Source organism: Pseudoalteromonas sp. SR41-8, assembly GCF_014163915.1.
Lineage (GTDB): Bacteria > Pseudomonadota > Gammaproteobacteria > Enterobacterales > Alteromonadaceae > Pseudoalteromonas > Pseudoalteromonas rhizosphaerae.
On sequence record NZ_JACJEE010000017.1, the window covers coordinates 12439 to 30220 of the forward strand.

Consider the following 17782-nt stretch of genomic DNA (forward strand, 5'->3'; position numbering starts at 1 on the left):
TCAAAAAGAAAGGTTCACGCCTAACGTGATACGTTTTGGAATTGGGAAGTTGCCGTTTGGAGTTTCTGGATCTTGGCTTAGCGTCCCCGATGGCGTAATGGTCAATAAGTTACTGCCCTGCAAATAAATTCGTGCAGAACTAATACCGTATTGATTTAACCACTGTTCATCAGGTGTATAACCGATAGATAAGTTGCGAAGCTTGAGGTAGCTGCCATCTTCCCAAAACAAACTTGATTGACGGCCTTCACCATTGTTATCGATTAAAGTTAATGCCGGTACATTACTGTCAGTATTATTAACTGACCATGCATCAAGAACGCGATCACCGTAGTTAGAACCTATATTTAATGATGTAAAGTCAGTAAACCCACGCCAGCTATTACGTATCTCACCTCCCTGAACACCTTGCCAGAACATATTGAAATCCCAATTTTTGTATTTGAAATTCATGTTCAATCCATACATAAAGTCAGGATCAGTATCGGTGAAAAAGCTTTGATCGTTTTCATCAATCACGCCATTACCGTCTAAATCTTTCCAGCGAACTCGACCTAAACCAGCCCCAGATTGCGCTGCGTGAGCATCTATTTCATCTTGATTTTGGAATAACCCATCGGCGACATAACCATAAACAGAGTTAATAGAATGACCAACAATCGTTTTATCAACACCATTGCCACCAAATGAATTCACAACGTCTCCAGGTAACGAAACAACCTTATTTTTAGCCGAAGAAATGTTAAAGCTAATATCGACATCGATATCACCATCTAAGCTATCAAAAGTAAGATAGTCGGCGTATCCAATAAGAAACTCAAAACCAGAGTTTTCAATTGTGCCACCATTAACCCATTGCTGAGCACCTTCGCCCAATGTTGCAAGCGGATTGGTTAACGTTAAAATATCTTCTGTGGTTTTTTCAAACCAATCGATACTGCCGTATATGGTTTCGTAACGCATACCAAAATCAAGACCAATGTTTGTTTGCGTTGATGTTTCCCACTTTAGGTCATCATTCCCTGTCTGTGCTTTTACAAACCCAGATGGAAGCGTGCCGCCATTAGCACCGCCTATATCATAAGCGGTCCCTTCATCTTGCCGATCAGTGAATAATGACTGTGTTGCATAACGACTTAAATACGTTGTGTATGTTGCATCGGTAGGTATCTCTTGATTACCCGTTTTGCCCCAACTAGCACGAAGCTTTAAGGTAGATAAAAATTCAATATCATAGAATGATTCATTGCTGATCACCCAACCTGCAGAGATAGCTGGGAAATTTCCATAACTATTATTACTACCAAAACGAGATGAGCCATCACGACGTATAGTTAAACCTGCTAAATAACGATCATCAAAGTTATAGTCCATACGCGCAAAATAAGAATTAAGAGACCATTTATCACCATCCCCTTCCACACGAACATCGCCAGTTGCTTGTGATAAATGTGCATAGTCACGATCGTCAGACGCAAAGCCTGAGCCAAAACCAACAGATCCCTCATACTCATAATCTATTTGTTCTGTACCTAGCAAAAACGTAAAATGATTTTCGTCTAAATCAAGCTTATATTCCGCGGTATTAGTCCAGCTAAAACTGCTGTTCCAATTTTCTGTGACTGAAAGCTGATCACCATAATTGAGTGAACCGGCTTGAAAAGCACGGGTATAGTTTCTAAAGTAATATTGCCCATAATCTAAACCAATAGCGCTTTTTAACGTTAAGCCTTCTATTGCTTCATATTCAACAAAAACATTACCCATTAATTTATTGAACCTACTAACATTATCACGGTTCATTTCGATAATTCTGACAGGGTTATCTCGGTCAGTTACGCCAGGAACCGGTCCTCCCCAGCCACCTACCTCGTTGTACACAGGAACGATAGATTGTTGCTCTATAGCCAAACCCAATATTTCACCAGCTCTAGCATTGATTAGGTTTGACTCTTGATTGGTTACAGTGAAATTTTCACCTATTTTTAATTTATCTGTTAGTTGGTAATCAGAATTGACCCTAAAACTAATGCGTTCAAATTCAGAACCATCAACAACACCTTCTGAATTAAAGTAACCTAATGAACTATAAATAGAGGCGTTCTCAGAACCACCTGAAACTGAAAAGTTAAGATCAGTGACCTTAGCTGTACGAGTGACCTCATCAAACCAGTTAGTGTCAGCAGGACGCTGAACTTGTTGAGGATCGGTATACGTGGGCAATATTACTGAGTTTAGCTGTGGGTTATTGTAGTCACCATTCCAATCATAGCTATATAATGGGCTCGCTGCATTTGGATCTGAACCATCGTTAACAGCAGCCTGCCATACAACCTGCCCACGTTGTTTGGTATTTAGCGGATTTAGGTCATAACTATAGGCATCTTGAGATTGATTAACTGAAAAATTGAAATCCAGCCCTTCATTCCCTTTTTTGGTTGTGATAATTATGACTCCATTACCAGAGCGAGCACCAAAAATACTTGCAGCTGCCGCATCTCTTAGCACCTGTATATCAGCAATATCATGGCTATTAAGTTCATGCATTCCAGATTTAGTTGGTACGCCATCAATAACATATAATGGATCGTTATTTCCTAAAGGCCCTAAACCTTGACCACGTATTCGTACCGTCGCAGTAGAGTCAGGTGAACCATTCGTTGTAATTTGTAGACCTGGCACCCTCCCTTGCAAGTTTTGCATTATATTGCCTGAAGGCTGGTCTACTAAATCTTCAAGGTCAACCGTACTCACTGCGCCTGTTAAATCTTGTTTTTTAACACTTCCATAACCATATGAAACTTCAATAACTTCAATACCAATCTTGGCCGACTCTTCTTCTTGCAGTTGTTCAGCAGCGAAGCTGTTGGATGGCAGCCAACAGCCTAACAATAATGTACTAACACTCGCAGCAAGCTGGTTTTTCCTAAATCTGAGCATTGTGTGTGTCCTCATTTTAATTTTATTTTTTAATGTTGATTTCATCAGTCAAATTAACAACGTTGTCTTTTTAGTGCAAAAAAAATATTTTTTTACATTTTGTTGTTTAGCTTGGCAGGCCCAATAAAAATAAACAACGTTGTCTTTTTAACATTAAAAAAACATCTATTCAATATAAATAACAAAATATTTTGTTAAAAATATGTATAACTTGAAATACAACACTATACGCTAACATGGTTCAATAAATTCTAGGATTTGCTGATACGTTATATCTGGTGTTGCCCCTGGCTGCTGAGCAACCATAGCTCCGGCAGCACAAGCAAAATCAATTGCCTGTTGCGGATCGTTTTGAATGCACAGTTGATAAATTAAAGCCCCCAAAAACGAATCCCCTGCACCAACAGTATCCACAACATCGATCAGGTAGCCTGAGTTATAGTAGTTTTTACCTTTAATCGATAATAAAGCACCATGGTTTCCTTTCGTCACGCACAAAAACTCTGTGTTGGTTTGCTTTGCTATAAATGCTAAGTTTTGCTCTAATGAATGGTATTTACACCCCATTCCTTTTGCTATTTCATATAGCTCTTCATCATTGAGCTTGATAAAGTCAGCTTTATTCATCAACTTAATTAAACTTTCTAACTGATAGTGAGGTGCACGTAAATTTACATCAAACACTTTAAATTTTGCCAAATCTAAAAGTTGATCTAATGAACTCATAGAGCTTTCTGTTCGAGCAATTAAACTACCAAATACAAACACATCTGCACTTTTCACCTTATCTATAACTCGTTGCGATAAACTTATATTGTCCCATGCAGTATCAAGCACAATCTGATAATTGGCCGATCCGCTCTGATCAAGCTTCACTTCAACCACACTCGTTGGCTTAGACTCATGAACATAAATAAACTCTTTAGAGAGCCCTTTTTGCTCAATCTCAGATAGTAGTGCTTCACCTAATTTGTCATTACCAACAGCACTTATCATATGTGCCTTTAGGCCTAGTGAATTAAAACGAAAGCACATGTTTAAAGGAGCACCACCTAAACGCATACCGGACTCAAAGCAATCCCACAGTACCTCTCCAAAACATGTTAAATTAATTTCTTCAGCCTTTTTGCTGCTTATTACAATACTCACCGAGTTGCTCCCTTTATTATTTAGACCATTTCCAAATAAATTTTCACACTATAAATTCGTAACAATATCCTCTAGATAAATCAGGGAGAAATGGCCACGAATAGTAAAAGTTGTATTTAAATACACAATTACAGCCATTGTGTAAAATACATGTTGCAAAAAATAAAGATAACATCTACCTTAAAAAAAGACAACGTTGTTTATTTTAAAAGTATTACTCTGTAACAATAAGAAAAGTTAAGGAAATGAAGTTTTTAATCAATACATTCAATAACTTAAACACACACAAACACAACAATAATAGTTGTGGAGGAATAAGCATGAAAACAAAGCAAGACATAGCACTTTGCTGGAAAAAAACGGGGCTCGCGTTACTTATATCTTTAACGACAGCCTGCTCTGGTGATCACAAAAACCAACAAGAAGATGATTACAAACTGATCATTCTAGAAGAAGGACAAACCGCTGCTGACGTTATTAATAAAGATGAAAGCGACAGTGATGATGAACCAAATACAGATGACATTCCAATAACTTCCAACCCTGAAAGCGAAGGTCAACCATTATTTTACAACCCTGAAAATACAGAGCAAGTACTATCTGGCTTTGAGTTTTGTTGTGGTGGTAATAACACCTTTCAAGCTCATGGGTTTGATAAATTAACAGGTGATTTTTCTAAATTTGATGGTGGTTTTTGGGCTGCAGATATTTCAGGTCATTTAGGTGAGCGCGTATTTTCGAGCTTTGCGGATGGCTTTGATTTAGAAGGTGAAGCACTTGGGCAACTAGGCTTTTCCGCTACAGGTTCGATGATAAGTCCTAAATTTACAATACAATCAAACTATATCAATTTTTTAATTGGTGGTGGCAATAATGGCATAACAGACGCAAATACAACCGCAATTGCACTTGTTGTTGATAATAAGATAGTTCGTCAAGCAAGTGGAAGCAATACTGCAATGCAAGTTGACTGGCAAACATGGGATGTCAGCGAGTTTAGCTCTCAAGAAGGGCAAATTAAATTTATTGACCATCATGCTGATGATAATTCAGATACTGACTTACCATATTTATTAGTCGACGAAATTCGCCAAGCCGACAGTGCAGCCAAAGTTCCTAGTCAAAATAGTAAGTTGATAAAGAAAATAAAAAAAACCACCGCACCTGCTAGTACTGGCCAATCCGCATTCACTCGTGTATCAAATGCTGAGCAAAATATTGCGGGTTTTGAATTTTGTTGCGGTAAGTTTAATACCTACGCAAACCATGACTTTAGAGCAACTGGCGATATGGCCAAATTAGATGGTGGTTGGTGGGCTGCAGACATCACAAACCATGTTGGTGAGAGAGTTTTTTCTAGCCGCGCCGATGGTTTTTTAGCAGATGGGAGCCAATTAGGCTGGATTGGTAACGAAGCTACCGGCACACTTTCTTCGCCCCCATTCACGATTACACATGACTATGTAAACTTTCTAATTGGTGGTGGGACAAACCCATTTGATACTGAAAAAGCGACAGCAATTGTCCTGCGAATAAATGGCAAAATTGTCAGGCATGCCACAGGTAACGGGCAATCAGATAAGCTCGATTGGTTTACTTGGGATGTTAATAGCTTAATCGGTGAAACAGCTGTTATTGAAATCATTGATCAGGATGACACTGCAGACGAAACTGCACATGCATTTATTATGGCTGATGAATTTAAATTATCAGAGTATGCAGCCGTTGACCCGTCGAGTGAAAGTATTGTCACCCAACTGGATCAACACACGATACCTTTACCATTAACGATGGCTGACCCTAACCCTGTATTTTTAAACGGTGAGTTTTATATTTATTATTTAATTGATACCGCATTTCATGATTGGTATCTAACCCGAACCACAGATCTAATTAATGGTACATTCCCACAACGTGTTCTAGAAGCGACGGGAGATGCACAAACACAAGACCAATGGACCGGATCTGGTAGTATTATTAAAGATAAAGACAATGTAGCTCATTTATTTTACTCAGGACACAATCTCGATTTTTCTCCTGTCGAAGCTGTTATGCATGCAAAAGCAACAGATAACACGCTGACTAAATGGGAAAAACAAGTTAATAGCACATTCAGTGGTACAGGATCATATAGCGACTTTGACTTTCGTGATCCTGACGTTTTTTATAACGAACAAAGCAACAACTATTGGATGTTATTAACTAGTCGATATAACGCAGATGCAGCTATTGCTCTTTATACTTCGAGCGATCTCAAAACTTGGGAAGCGCAAGAGCCGATTTATACTGCAAACAAACCACTTAACTTTGAGGTTCCTGATTGGGTGAGCTTCAATAACGGACAAGCAATAATTTACTCTGATCAAAATAATAATGAGCGCGATGTAAAATATTTAGTAAAGAATGAAGACACATGGGTACCTGGTCGATACCCTTCACTAGATGGAGAATTTTACTACGCAGGAAGAACTGCAAGCTCCCCTACTCAAACCCTGATGTTTGGTTGGGTCGCCCATAAAAATACCCGCTCAAATATAGGCAGTGCTGATTTTGGTGGTGACTTAGCAATTCATCAAGTATCAATGACAGAATCGGGAGAACTAGCGGTATCAATTCCCGAGCAATACTTAAGCGCATTAGCAACACCAATAGATGAAAATGCACAAACCCAATCAGCACAAACCAATAATGATAATTCACTATTAGTCTCACCAGGTGATCAAGTATTACTAGGTAGTAACAATAAAATCAACCGTCTTCACTTTAGTATTTCGAGTGAAGATACCGACAACCGATTTGGTCTGATATTTCCCGCTTATGAAGAGACTACGCAAACGGCTAGTATAGAAATAAACACAGCCACAGAAACAGCTACTTTTTACTTCGGCGATTCACTTACTCAATCAAACTCTAACATCACCCTCACACCTGAACTAGAAGGCAAACCTCTATTCAATCGAGAGGCAGACCTGACTCAGCATATAGCTGGTTTTGAATTTTGCTGCGGCGGTTATAACACCCTCCAAGCCCACGGTTTTAATAATCTAACTGGAGACTTCTCTAAACTAGATGGAGGTTGGTGGGGGGCCGATGTAAACAACAACGTTGGCGAACGAGTTTTTTCCAGCTTTGCAGATGGCTATGATGAAGATGGAACTGCATTAGGGTGGATAGGTTACTCAGCAACAGGAAAAATGGATAGCCCGTCATTTGTAATCTCACAGCAATATATTAATTTCAAGATAGGTGGGGGTTCAAATCAGTTTGACCACCCTAAAGCAACTGCAGTTGTGCTTATAGTGGACGGTAAAGTTGTACGTAGCCAATCTGGTAAAAATACACAACCCGATGAGAATAATAAACTAACAATGCAATGGGCAACCTGGGATGTTGAAGAGTTCATAGGGAAAACAGCCTTTATACAGTTTATTGATCTTCATAATGACGATGGCTCAGACAACAGCTTAGCTTACCTTCTAGCTGATGAATTCAGGGCAGCAGCATTACCTGCGGTACTGGGTGAGCAATCTGCACCTACTTCAGAAAGTCGAATCGACTCACAAGTTACTGTTCCTATCAATTTACAACAAGGGGTAACCGTGGATCTTCTTTTACAACCAGAAAGTGGCTTTGGTACCGCATATATCAATGATTTTAGAGCACTAACCTTTAGGCTTTATGACTTAGATAAACGCCAAGTAGGCATCTATAGTAAACAAGGTACACTCAACGTAAGTGAAATGTCACGCTTCTCTGAGGCAGTAAACCCTTAATAAACTACCTCAGAGGTTTGCAACTAGAGCCTCTGAGGTTTAATTCCTATATTGTAATGCCATGAAAAATTTTGCTTTGCTGATATGCGGCCCATATCAGTAAGGCACTAACCATGTAACGATCGACTAGTTTTGGCCAACATTGAAATACATTGACACCCACCATAATTATTTTTTGAAAACAATAAACACATTTTGTATGGGAGATGAACCGCCCATTGCACTTCCTACTAATAAAAAGTGCATGTTAGATGCTGTGGTGCACCCTGTGTCAGGATAATTGTGCATTCACTTTCGTTTGTCCGCGCAAGGTCAACTGCTCATGCTTTTACCAATAATGAAACCAGCCGCCTTGAATAGTGCCATGATGAGGTTAACCGATGAATGTCTCGGCTCTGGCATCCTGCTTCGCTCTACCTTCTAAATCCATTTAGTCGTAGTGCCCCAGCGACCCCAAAAGGATATGGAAAAAACCTGGCTGCGATGAGCTCGCAATAATCGATTACTGCGTAACGCGCCTATATGTGTTTGCCGTAAGCTACTTGCTTAACTGCCCCATCAACAGACGAAGTAAACGAATTTGTTTATTGAATTAGAGTTGATTTAGAATTGACCGTCAATTTATAAGAACGGTCAAAAAGAATACTAGTGCCTATTGATAGAGTTAAGGCTCATATGTGTTAAAGCGCTTCAATTTATTGCCAAAATATAGTGGATATCTGCCCCCAAGCAGCCAATACTAAACAAAATTGTATAGACATCATGATCGATGCAATATCCAATTTTATTAACTTACTTTGCAACTTTCCTCTTAAAGAAATCCATAAAGAAAATAAAAGTGTTATTGGCAAAATCCCTGATAAAAAAGCCAAGCAAATACTTGCCGCAGTAATATCACCAAACTTTAGAAAGGATTGATTAACATAGAGATATATGGACAAGCTAAATAGTACAAGGTTTATAAACACCCATTTAATGCGCCTTAAGCCATCTTTATCGCGTTTAACAACTCTAATTAATCCTACTAAAAAGATATAAATCAGTCCAATTAGACCATTACATAATGTGTTGGCATGACTTTGCGTTGTTTGCCAAAACCATGACAACTTAACATTGTTGGAGTTAAGGCGCTTGTTATGTTTTGCTTACTCATTTCAAAGTTTATTCAATAAATAATTAATCTCTGCGATAACAATCTCTGGTTCATGTTTTTGTATGTAATGCTCTGGAGTTGTTGCAAATGTAATTTTGGTATCTTTAGATAAAGTCTGCATCTTATTTAATTCGGTAGAATAAGACTTTTTAATACGCTCCCAGACTGCTGGATGCCAGTTATCTGGAGTTTGATTTGCAGGCACCCAAATTGCGTCTCTGTTCCAAAGTAATACATAAGGTGTGTCACCAAAATCGTCGCTTTGCTGAATGAACGTTGAACTAGTTCTCATATTAATTTTTTCTAGATTATCAGGAGCACCATGCCAGCTAGCAAGTTCAGCTTCCATATTCGTCTTGGTATCAGCATCATATGTGTCATTTTTTGCATCCCACTTTTTTATATGGCTTCTAAATTGGCCATACAATGAAGGATCTACAAGTAAAATGGCGCTGACCTTTTCAGGGTAAAGGTGATTAAATAACTTAATAGGATATGAGCCATAAGAGTGTCCAACCATTACGTAAGGAGGCTGAATTCCAGCCCTTTGTAACAATACATTTTGATGCTCAACAATAGTGCCTAGATCATAATGGCCTTGCGATTTATCACTTTTCCCCAAGTTGGCTCTGTCATAAATACACACTCTATTTTTTTTGTGAAGTGATTGTATTACCTTCTTCCAGTTTCCGTCTTCAACCGTACCACCAAAGCCAGCATTGATAATTATTGAAGGGGAGGCTTCACCATAACATTCAATAAAAAGGTTCACTTTATCTACTTGATACAAGCCTGAAACACTTGGTTTAATGACGTCTTTTGCAGATACGCCAAAGGCTACGATAAATAATAGAAATAAAAGTCCAGTTTTCATTATAAAATCCCTTATATAGCTAATTTAGAAGTAAAATTTAGCACTTAAAACATAACGAGCCTGTAGATTAACTCGTTTTAATTTATTTTTATTGATGCATTAACCATAGCTGAGTTCCTATTTTGATTCAATCGGTTACTTCTATTTTATCTAAAAGTAAATATTGCAAAAATTTTTGTCTGTCCTTTTATTTCCTTGCTGTTACCAAAAACAAGTTTTATAAGGCAAGATTACTTTAGAGTAATTCTTTAACTAATACCCTTGCCTTCTCGACATCAAATGCTTTAGCGGCATATCCTTGTGTGAGTAAATCTTGTGGTAAATACTCATCAAACTTATCAATGGCTTCTTCTGCAATTGCTTCAGCTAAGTCGATTGCTGATGCGGTTTCATTATTTTGAAAGCTTTTAAGTGCCTCAATAACATCGTCGACAAAGGCTTTTTCAACTTCTATAACGCCTGCAAATGCACCAGCACCAAAACCCTTGTTGATAAGTACAGCAACAAGTGTATTTACAACTTTATCTCCGGCCCAAGGCAGAATAACGACCGTATTACCATGCTGTATAAAGTGTGTGCTTTTAAGGTTTGCTGATTGAAAGAAATCGACCGCTTCTCTGAAAAGTGATTGAGCAACAACATTACCAAATTCAATTTTTTGTTCACCAACTTGAATTCTGTAATCGCCTTTTTTCAGAATTTTATGCATTTCCTGCCTTACTACATCATGTACATCCATCCCTGAACCACCAAATTTAGGCGGTTTACCTCCTTTTGCATGTTTAACAGAGATTACTTTTTTGTCAGCATCAACCAACTCAACAACCCAACGCTTGCCTGCAAATATAATATGTTGACCTTCTAAAATAAGGCTGTCTACGGGTAATGTCCCTAGTGTTTTACTGCCAGTCACTATTCTAAATTCTTCAGGTGTCTTAAAAACGGCATAAAACGTATAATGATTTGTTACTTTTTCACCTATGTGGCCTAAAACGAGTTCACCACTTCCTAGCTGGGTAATAAGCTCTACTTTTCCCATATGGGATAGCAAACTCTTAAAGTGCGTAACAGTAACTTGTTGGAATGGTCCATCTTTGCAAAGTATTACGTAGATTTGATCTGCCCGTACTCCGCCCCATTGCGCGATGAACGCTAAGACTTGATGAAGTAATGTTGAAAAGTGATAGAGCGAAGTATCTGCAGGTTCGTACCACTTACTTGCAACTAATAACCGTATCATCGCTAGCGATTGAACCAATTCAAGCCGCAGTTTATCTGCAATACTTGATTGCTCTGTAAGGGCAGCTTCAGTTATCAGCATTCGCAAAATACTAGCGCCACCACGCCTGCCTGAACGACCCATTCGCTGCCGTAAACTTGCTATAGAATGCGGCGCAGTAACTTGCACAACAGAGTTAACTTTACCTATATCAATGCCTAATTCCAAAGTCATTGTACACACTGCTGTTGTTGGAATTTGATCTTGCTGAAGCCTAGCCTCAAGTGTTTCTCGCATTTCTTTGGCTAACGAGCCGTGATGTGGAAAAAACTCGTTAGGCACATTGTTACTCTCACACATCTCTGCAAGAGTGGTCGCAATGCTTTCAGTGCGACTTCTGCTGTTTGCAAACACTAGGTGGTTTCCACCACGGCAAAGGCCATATAAATCATTACATACGCTTTGCTCCGCAGTAACCGTTTCTTCTGTTACTACAGCGCTTTCAATGTATCCCTTCACTTGCATTTTTAACGATGATGAAGATTGCGTTTGCTTTATTATTTTACAAGGCAGTGATTTATTGGGTCTTAAAGATGCTGGGACACTTTCTAAGTCACCTAAAGTGGCACTTAAAGCCGTTCTTGGTATTGGCGTGTTTACACGGCCTAGCAGATGCTCTAAGCGATGTAGTAAGCTCAACAAGTGATGGCCACGCTCTGTACCAATAAATGCGTGAAATTCGTCTACAACTATATGCTTTAAATTCTGAAAAGCAGATTTTACCCAGCCACTGTCTCTTATTAACAATGACTCTAGGGACTCTGGCGTTATTAACACGATGCCAGATGGATTTCGTTTCAACTTATTTTTTCTACCTTGAGGGCTATCACCATGCCAAGGCGTAATTTGTATGTTTAACAAATCTGACAAGCTTTCTAGTCTTCGGTCTTGATCGTTTATTAACGCCTTGAGGGGGCTAATATATAGAATGCCCACACCTCTTACATCATCTGTGATACTACTTATTGCAGGTAAAAAAAATGCTTCGGTTTTACCTGCGGCAGTAGAGGCACTAATAAGCACATCAGTACTGCCTGAAAGAATAGGCTCAATTGCTAAACATTGTATCTCTCTAAGTTGACCCCAGCCTTGTTTAAAAATCCATTGCTGAATGCGAAAATCGAGCTTTTCGTGTGCGTCGATCATAATTTAAAGTCAGCTAGCTCATCATCTTCAGATTCTATGTCTAGCTCTACATCGGAAGGTTTATCCTCCAATATATCAACATTTTCTATCAAGCTGTCCCACGATATACTTGGGTTTTGATCAATTACGGCAAGCATATCTAAAAACGCTTTAATCGTATTTCTAGGTGTTCTGAAATAAGCGTCTCCAATTGTTTTACTACAATGGACTAAAAATGCTTTCAAGGAATCATCTGGTACTAAATATTGCGTTTCGTCACCTGATGCAAAAACATGTCTCAGGTTTTTAAGTAATATGAATAACTCTTCTGGAGTTAAACTTGCCAAATGTAATGCAGGAGATGAGTAATCTATCACACCAGCTTGTTTTGCAAATGTGTTGCCAGATAGACGTGATTGTAGCGCCTCATAACTATATAATCCTTTTCTTGGGTCAAGTAAAAACTCGGGTGTACCACCCAGTAAAAACCCTAAGTATTCAGCCGTTCCTTGTAAGCAGTCGTTGAGTATTCTTAAAAGCTGCTCGTAATTTGATACTCGTGCTTGGGTGCTATTGAGTTTGTATAAATTTACCATTTCATCTAGGTTAACTATTAAACCTTCGTAGCCAGCTTGCCTTACAAATAAACTCATAAGCTTTAGAGAGTCATAAAACGACGCATCAGAAATAATACTTCTTATACCAAGCTCTTTGCGAGCATCTGTTTTTGTTACATATTCTGCTCTTAACCATTTCACAGCGTTGTTTTTAAGTTGCTCGTTATCTGTTTCATGGCCTGTCCAGTATGCTTCGATAACTTTTGCAAAGTCGTAGCCACCTACAAGCTCAGAGAGTGACGCAAGCCTTTCGTGGATCACTGTCGTTATTTCTTTGCTTGTGTTATCGGCTTCTTTCCGTGCTTCGGTAATAAACTTTTCAACCACATTGGTCAATGCATTGCCATCTGGCTTATTACGAGTAGACATATTTCTCATTAACTCAGAATACAAATTTCTGGCTTGTCCTGATGATGCATGAATACGACGGTCGGGAGATAAATCTGCATTAACAGTAACTAGCTTTCGCTCTAATGCGATCGCTCTTACAACACTTAAAAAGAATGTTTTACCTGAGCCGTATTCGCCAATAATTAACCGAAAAGCTGAACCGCCATCTGTCACTCTGTCTATATCTTTAATGAGCGCTTTAAGTTCATTACCACGGCCAACTTGTATATGCTGTATGCCGACTTTTGGAGTAACACCCGATTTAAGAGACTGTATAATTGCATCGCGCTCTTTTGCTCTAATTTTTTTTGCTGCCATTGTTATAACTCCCTTATTTCTTCGACTATTTCTTCATCAATGTATATGTCACCGTCGTCTTCAATTACTGGTGCATCCACTAAATCAAATGACCAATCATTAATGGTTTCTATTGCACCATCAACCATTAATTTTAGATCACTACACATTTGGGCTACCTCTTCGCGGTCCCATTGCGCTTTAGCGCATAGCTTTTCAAACAACTGACTATGAGCCTGATCTAATCCATCAACTTCGTTTGTCAGCTCTGGGACTTCAATATAATCGCTTTCATCTTCATCTGAGGTAAAGATCTGTTCCAGCATGTTTTTAGCTTCTGTTGTTTGGCTTTCATGAAGTGCTAAAATCGTTTCATCTAAGCTAAACTCTGATGAGCTTTGACTACGTGGCGCTGGCTGGTGACTACTTGTAGTAAGCTGATGAATATCGCTCGTGACAGACTCTTTATCCAATCCTAAATTTGTGTAGAGCTTTTCGATTTGCTTTACTTCTTTGCTATCGACTTTGCCATCAGCGAGCGCAATAGACAGAATAAACCGTTTCACAAATTCTATTTCTTTTACACCTAAATTATTAAGTCTATTTTTTAAACCCGTATTATCTGATGGTGTAACCAGTCGCCATGTAAGATAAGCCTTTAGAGATCGCTTTTCTGTATCCGTTAATTTTTCATCATGAGTAATTAGCTTTACTAGCTCAGAACTTTCTGACTCATCCACAACCCCATCTATATTTGCAACAATAGCACCTAAACGTAGTGCGACACCAACTTGGTTAAACGCATGACTAGGGATGAATTCGTCATCATGCCCTGGAGTAAATAGTACAAGTTTGCCATCTAATTTGGGTTTTGCATGGTGGTAACGTAAGTCAGGCGCAATACCAATATCAGCAAAGTTCGCTAAGTTATAAATGAGCTCACCTTCTTTTTTATTTATCGCTTTTGGTGTTGGTAAGCCTGTTTGCAACCAAAATTCAGATACATCTGTTACCCCTTCATTTTCTAAAATGATAGCCTTAGCCCACGCTTTAAACTTTTCGATTAATGGTGACGGTTGACTACTAGCAATGGAACGAGGCAGTAGCATTAATGCAGCTAAGTCATCTTTACTGGTATCTGCCTTGGCTAAGTAACGGCTATAACTAGCTAGCTCCTCAGTGACTTTCTCTGCTATTGGAATAAGCTTTTTTATAGGTGCTTTTAATATGCTCGGATCAGGCAAACCGTCGAGTAAAATTTTAATACTAGGGATACCACCGCTGGCGGCAAAGTACTCTGCGTTTAATTTGGTTTTATTGGGCTTTACTTGCATTCCCTCAGGGAATTTTTGCTTGTAGTAAAGTTTAAAAAGTGAATCAAACTCTATATCGCAGCGCCTAGCTGCGGTTTTTAAATTGTATTGGTCTGTATTTTTAATCCACTCAAGTGCTAACTCATCATTCACTCTTTCTGTGGCTACAACTTGTTCTGCCAAGCGCAATTTAAAAAGTAGTGAATGTCGTGTTGTGGGTAATATATATTCTTTACTTTTAAATAATTCAGGTTTAAGTAAATACATAAACTCCAAAAAGTTTGCTGAGTAACCAGCAAAAGAGCGACTAGAAACAAACACCTTGTGCAAACGTAGTACTTCATCAAAAATGTCTGAAAATTGTCCGTCAGCAACTTTATCATCTTTGCCATTTTCAGTAACAAATCTTTCAAGTCCATAAAAGTACAAAAACACAAATCCTATTGGGGTATTGACTGCGCTTCTATCAGTGGCTAACCAATCAAGATAGGCACCTCTACATTGTCTAGAAAGCCTGTTATAACTTGGCCAGTAGCCAAGTGAATCATCAGTGTAATAACCGAGCTGATGACCTAAAGGTGTTGATGCGGGTAAAACGGGGTTTAATAGCGCAGGCTCAGGATCATAACCCCTAAGAGACTCCATCTGCTCACCTAGGTAAATAAACCCTGTTAACTTACGCTTATGTATAACAGTTTCTTTTTTCTTATCAAGCCACTGAGCTTTTCTTGTACTTTTAATGCTTATATTTTGAGGCTCTGCGCCCTCAAAAATATTAAATGTGGCTAAATCATCTTCAGAATGTGTTCCACTCTGAGCATTTTCTATAATTGGGCTGGACCTTTGAGTATCAAACTTATTGAATGAAGAAATAGTAGGCTCCCCTAAATTAGGCGCCTCTGGAGTACTTTTAAAGCTATTTGATTGGTTTTCAGCAATAACTGGCTCACCATAAGGCTGCAGCTTGCTAGGTTTATGCTGTTTTATGTGAACCGTAGGCAAATTAGTTAGTTTATTTACTTGTGCATCACTGCCTAAATTTGAATTTAGCTGTGCTTTTTTTGCTGATCTAAGCTCCTTATTTTTAGCCTTTTTTGAGCTTACTATGTACCATACTAGAAATACAAAAATCGCAATTATATAAACAACTTCCATACAAAATCCTTTTAAAATGGTTAACACCATTTTCCTTTGATGATTTTTTAAGTAGTTACATACTACTAAACAATTCAATAATGTATAAAACTATTCCCAAATAATACTAATAATTACGAATCCGACAATAAAGTCGTATTTAATTAAACTTATATAAACAGTTTAAACTGTTACTAAAGAATAGCTTGCTCATCAATAGTGAAATGCCAAACAAATAGAATCTAAATCCTTTCTGACTCTAAAGTTTCAGAATATGATTCATTACTTAAATACTCAAACATGGAGCGGATTAAAATATAGGTAAGCTGAGTAGAGAGTTGTATTCAAGCTTTAAATAACAACCTGTGGTTGCTGTCTTTCAGGCCTGATAAATGACACAGGAATAACTAAATTATTATTACAAAAAGCAAAATATGTATTATTAAAAAGAAGAGGCTTAGTAAGTTTTAGATAATTTAAAGGGGAAATTTACAACACCCAATGTTGTTTGAAGTGTAAGTTGACATAGCCACATTCGATTTCATTGAGCTACAGCGGCACAAGTGAAGTGTAACTTGGCATAATATTAAAGCATATAATGGCATAAAGTTACCTAACGCAAACTGTAAAAAGCTAACCCCATACGAATACAGCTTACTTTAGTAGGCTGCTATGTATCATATATAACCATTCAAAAAAGGTGGTAAAGGCAAAACGCAATCCAATCTTCCTACTGAGTTCTCGTCGAAGTTAATTGTTCTAGATACACGAGTTTACATCTTTAGAAATAATACTATTTAACAAACCAAGGAAATTTATTAGCATTCCATAGAGTATTTTCGAAATTAGGCCCACATATACCAGCAAATGGCTCTCCAAGTGAGTAATAATCTGTTTCCCATACTTCAAAATGCAGGTGCGGCTCAGTTGAACGGCCAGCACTTCCAACCTCTGCTATTTTTTGCCCTCTGGAAACAAAGTCCCCTTTTTCTACCAAAACAGATCCACTTTTTAGATGGTCATAACGAGTAGCAAAAACCTCACCTTCATGCTTAATTACGACAACATTTTTTCCATCAAAACACCAATAACACTGATCAATACCACCTGCACAATAATTCCCTAAATCAGTACAAACTGCGTACCCACTCGAAACGTTAGGGCCAGGTGGTTCAGAAGGAGCATTACATTCAGCGACCTCGCTATTTTCAGTACATTTATCAAAAGCATTTTCATGATCAAAAGCCCATAGTACTATCCCTTCCTGTGCGGCTAATACACTTACCCCATTATCCATCTGCTCCCACTTTGTCATGTTGGGTTTATCAATTAAATGTATATCCATACCTTCGTGTCCCTGGTAGCCAGGTAGTTCGCAGTTATATGATACTCCATCTCCATCTATATCTGCATGACCAATACCACAATCTATTTCTGGCTCGCATTCAATTGGCCACATTAGTTTTGAGAGAACATCTTCAGGGGTCGGAGTTACAATCACTCTAATAGTATCTTCACTATGTAACCCATCATTATCTGTAACTGTTAGTTGAAAGGTAATTTCAACTTCTTCCTCTACATCTGGAGCATCAAATGAAGCTTTTGCTTTATCAGAGTTATTAATAGTAACAATATCGTCTGATGATAGTTGGAGCCACTCATAGGAGACTATGCTTCCATCACTATCTGATGCTTCACCTTCAAGGCTGACTTCACTTCCTTCTACAACTGTTTGGTC

Annotated in this window: 8 protein-coding genes; 1 reads left to right on the forward strand and 7 read right to left on the reverse strand. The window is 38.4% G+C overall.

Going from position 1 to position 17782, the window contains the following annotated elements:
* Both H5162_RS12710 and H5162_RS12715 read right to left on the reverse strand, forming a co-directional pair.
* Window positions 1–2940 (reverse strand): SusC/RagA family TonB-linked outer membrane protein, encoded by a 2940-nt coding sequence (locus H5162_RS12710; RefSeq protein ID WP_182778682.1) that lies wholly within the window; start codon window positions 2938–2940, stop codon window positions 1–3.
* A gap of 231 nt (window positions 2941–3171) precedes the next feature.
* Complete coding sequence (locus H5162_RS12715) at window positions 3172–4089, reverse strand: carbohydrate kinase (RefSeq protein ID WP_182778684.1); 918 nt, start codon at window positions 4087–4089, stop codon at window positions 3172–3174.
* Window positions 4090–4409: 320 nt separating this feature from the next.
* Here H5162_RS12715 and H5162_RS12720 point away from each other — a divergent pair, with 320 nt between their 5' ends.
* Window positions 4410–7862, forward strand: a complete 3453-nt coding sequence (locus H5162_RS12720) for a hypothetical protein (protein WP_182778686.1) — start codon at window positions 4410–4412, stop codon at window positions 7860–7862.
* A gap of 1154 nt (window positions 7863–9016) precedes the next feature.
* Here the strand turns inward: H5162_RS12720 and H5162_RS12725 are convergent.
* From H5162_RS12725 to H5162_RS12745, 5 genes are all read right to left on the reverse strand, one after another.
* The gene (locus H5162_RS12725; RefSeq protein WP_182778688.1) at window positions 9017–9889 is read right to left on the reverse strand and encodes an alpha/beta fold hydrolase; all 873 of its coding nucleotides are present in this window, start codon (window positions 9887–9889) and stop codon (window positions 9017–9019) included.
* A 235-nt stretch (window positions 9890–10124) separates the two neighbouring features.
* Window positions 10125–12314, reverse strand: a complete 2190-nt coding sequence (locus H5162_RS12730; protein ID WP_182778689.1) for a DEAD/DEAH box helicase — start codon at window positions 12312–12314, stop codon at window positions 10125–10127.
* The gene (locus H5162_RS12735) at window positions 12311–13618 is read right to left on the reverse strand and encodes an ATP-binding protein (protein WP_182778690.1); all 1308 of its coding nucleotides are present in this window, start codon (window positions 13616–13618) and stop codon (window positions 12311–12313) included. The genes H5162_RS12730 and H5162_RS12735 overlap by 4 nt, the downstream gene beginning before the upstream one ends.
* Before the next feature lie 2 nt (window positions 13619–13620).
* Window positions 13621–16065, reverse strand: a complete 2445-nt coding sequence (locus tag H5162_RS12740) for a TerB N-terminal domain-containing protein (RefSeq protein ID WP_259398229.1) — start codon at window positions 16063–16065, stop codon at window positions 13621–13623.
* A 772-nt stretch (window positions 16066–16837) separates the two neighbouring features.
* Window positions 16838–17782, reverse strand: a 945-nt coding sequence (locus H5162_RS12745) for a M23 family metallopeptidase (protein ID WP_182778692.1), incomplete at its 5' end; no start/stop codon positions are given.

Excerpts from the sequence above, each read along its gene's own strand:
- H5162_RS12710 (WP_182778682.1), bottom strand. The coding sequence starts at position 2,940 with ATGCTCAGATTTAGGAAAAACCAGCTTGCTGCGAGTGTTAGTACATTA.
- H5162_RS12720 (WP_182778686.1), top strand. The coding sequence starts at position 4,410 with ATGAAAACAAAGCAAGACATAGCACTTTGCTGGAAAAAAACGGGGCTC.
- H5162_RS12725 (WP_182778688.1), bottom strand. The coding sequence starts at position 9,889 with ATGAAAACTGGACTTTTATTTCTATTATTTATCGTAGCCTTTGGCGTA.
- H5162_RS12730 (WP_182778689.1), bottom strand. The coding sequence starts at position 12,314 with ATGATCGACGCACACGAAAAGCTCGATTTTCGCATTCAGCAATGGATT.
- H5162_RS12735 (WP_182778690.1), bottom strand. The coding sequence starts at position 13,618 with ATGGCAGCAAAAAAAATTAGAGCAAAAGAGCGCGATGCAATTATACAG.
- H5162_RS12740 (WP_259398229.1), bottom strand. The coding sequence starts at position 16,065 with ATGGAAGTTGTTTATATAATTGCGATTTTTGTATTTCTAGTATGGTAC.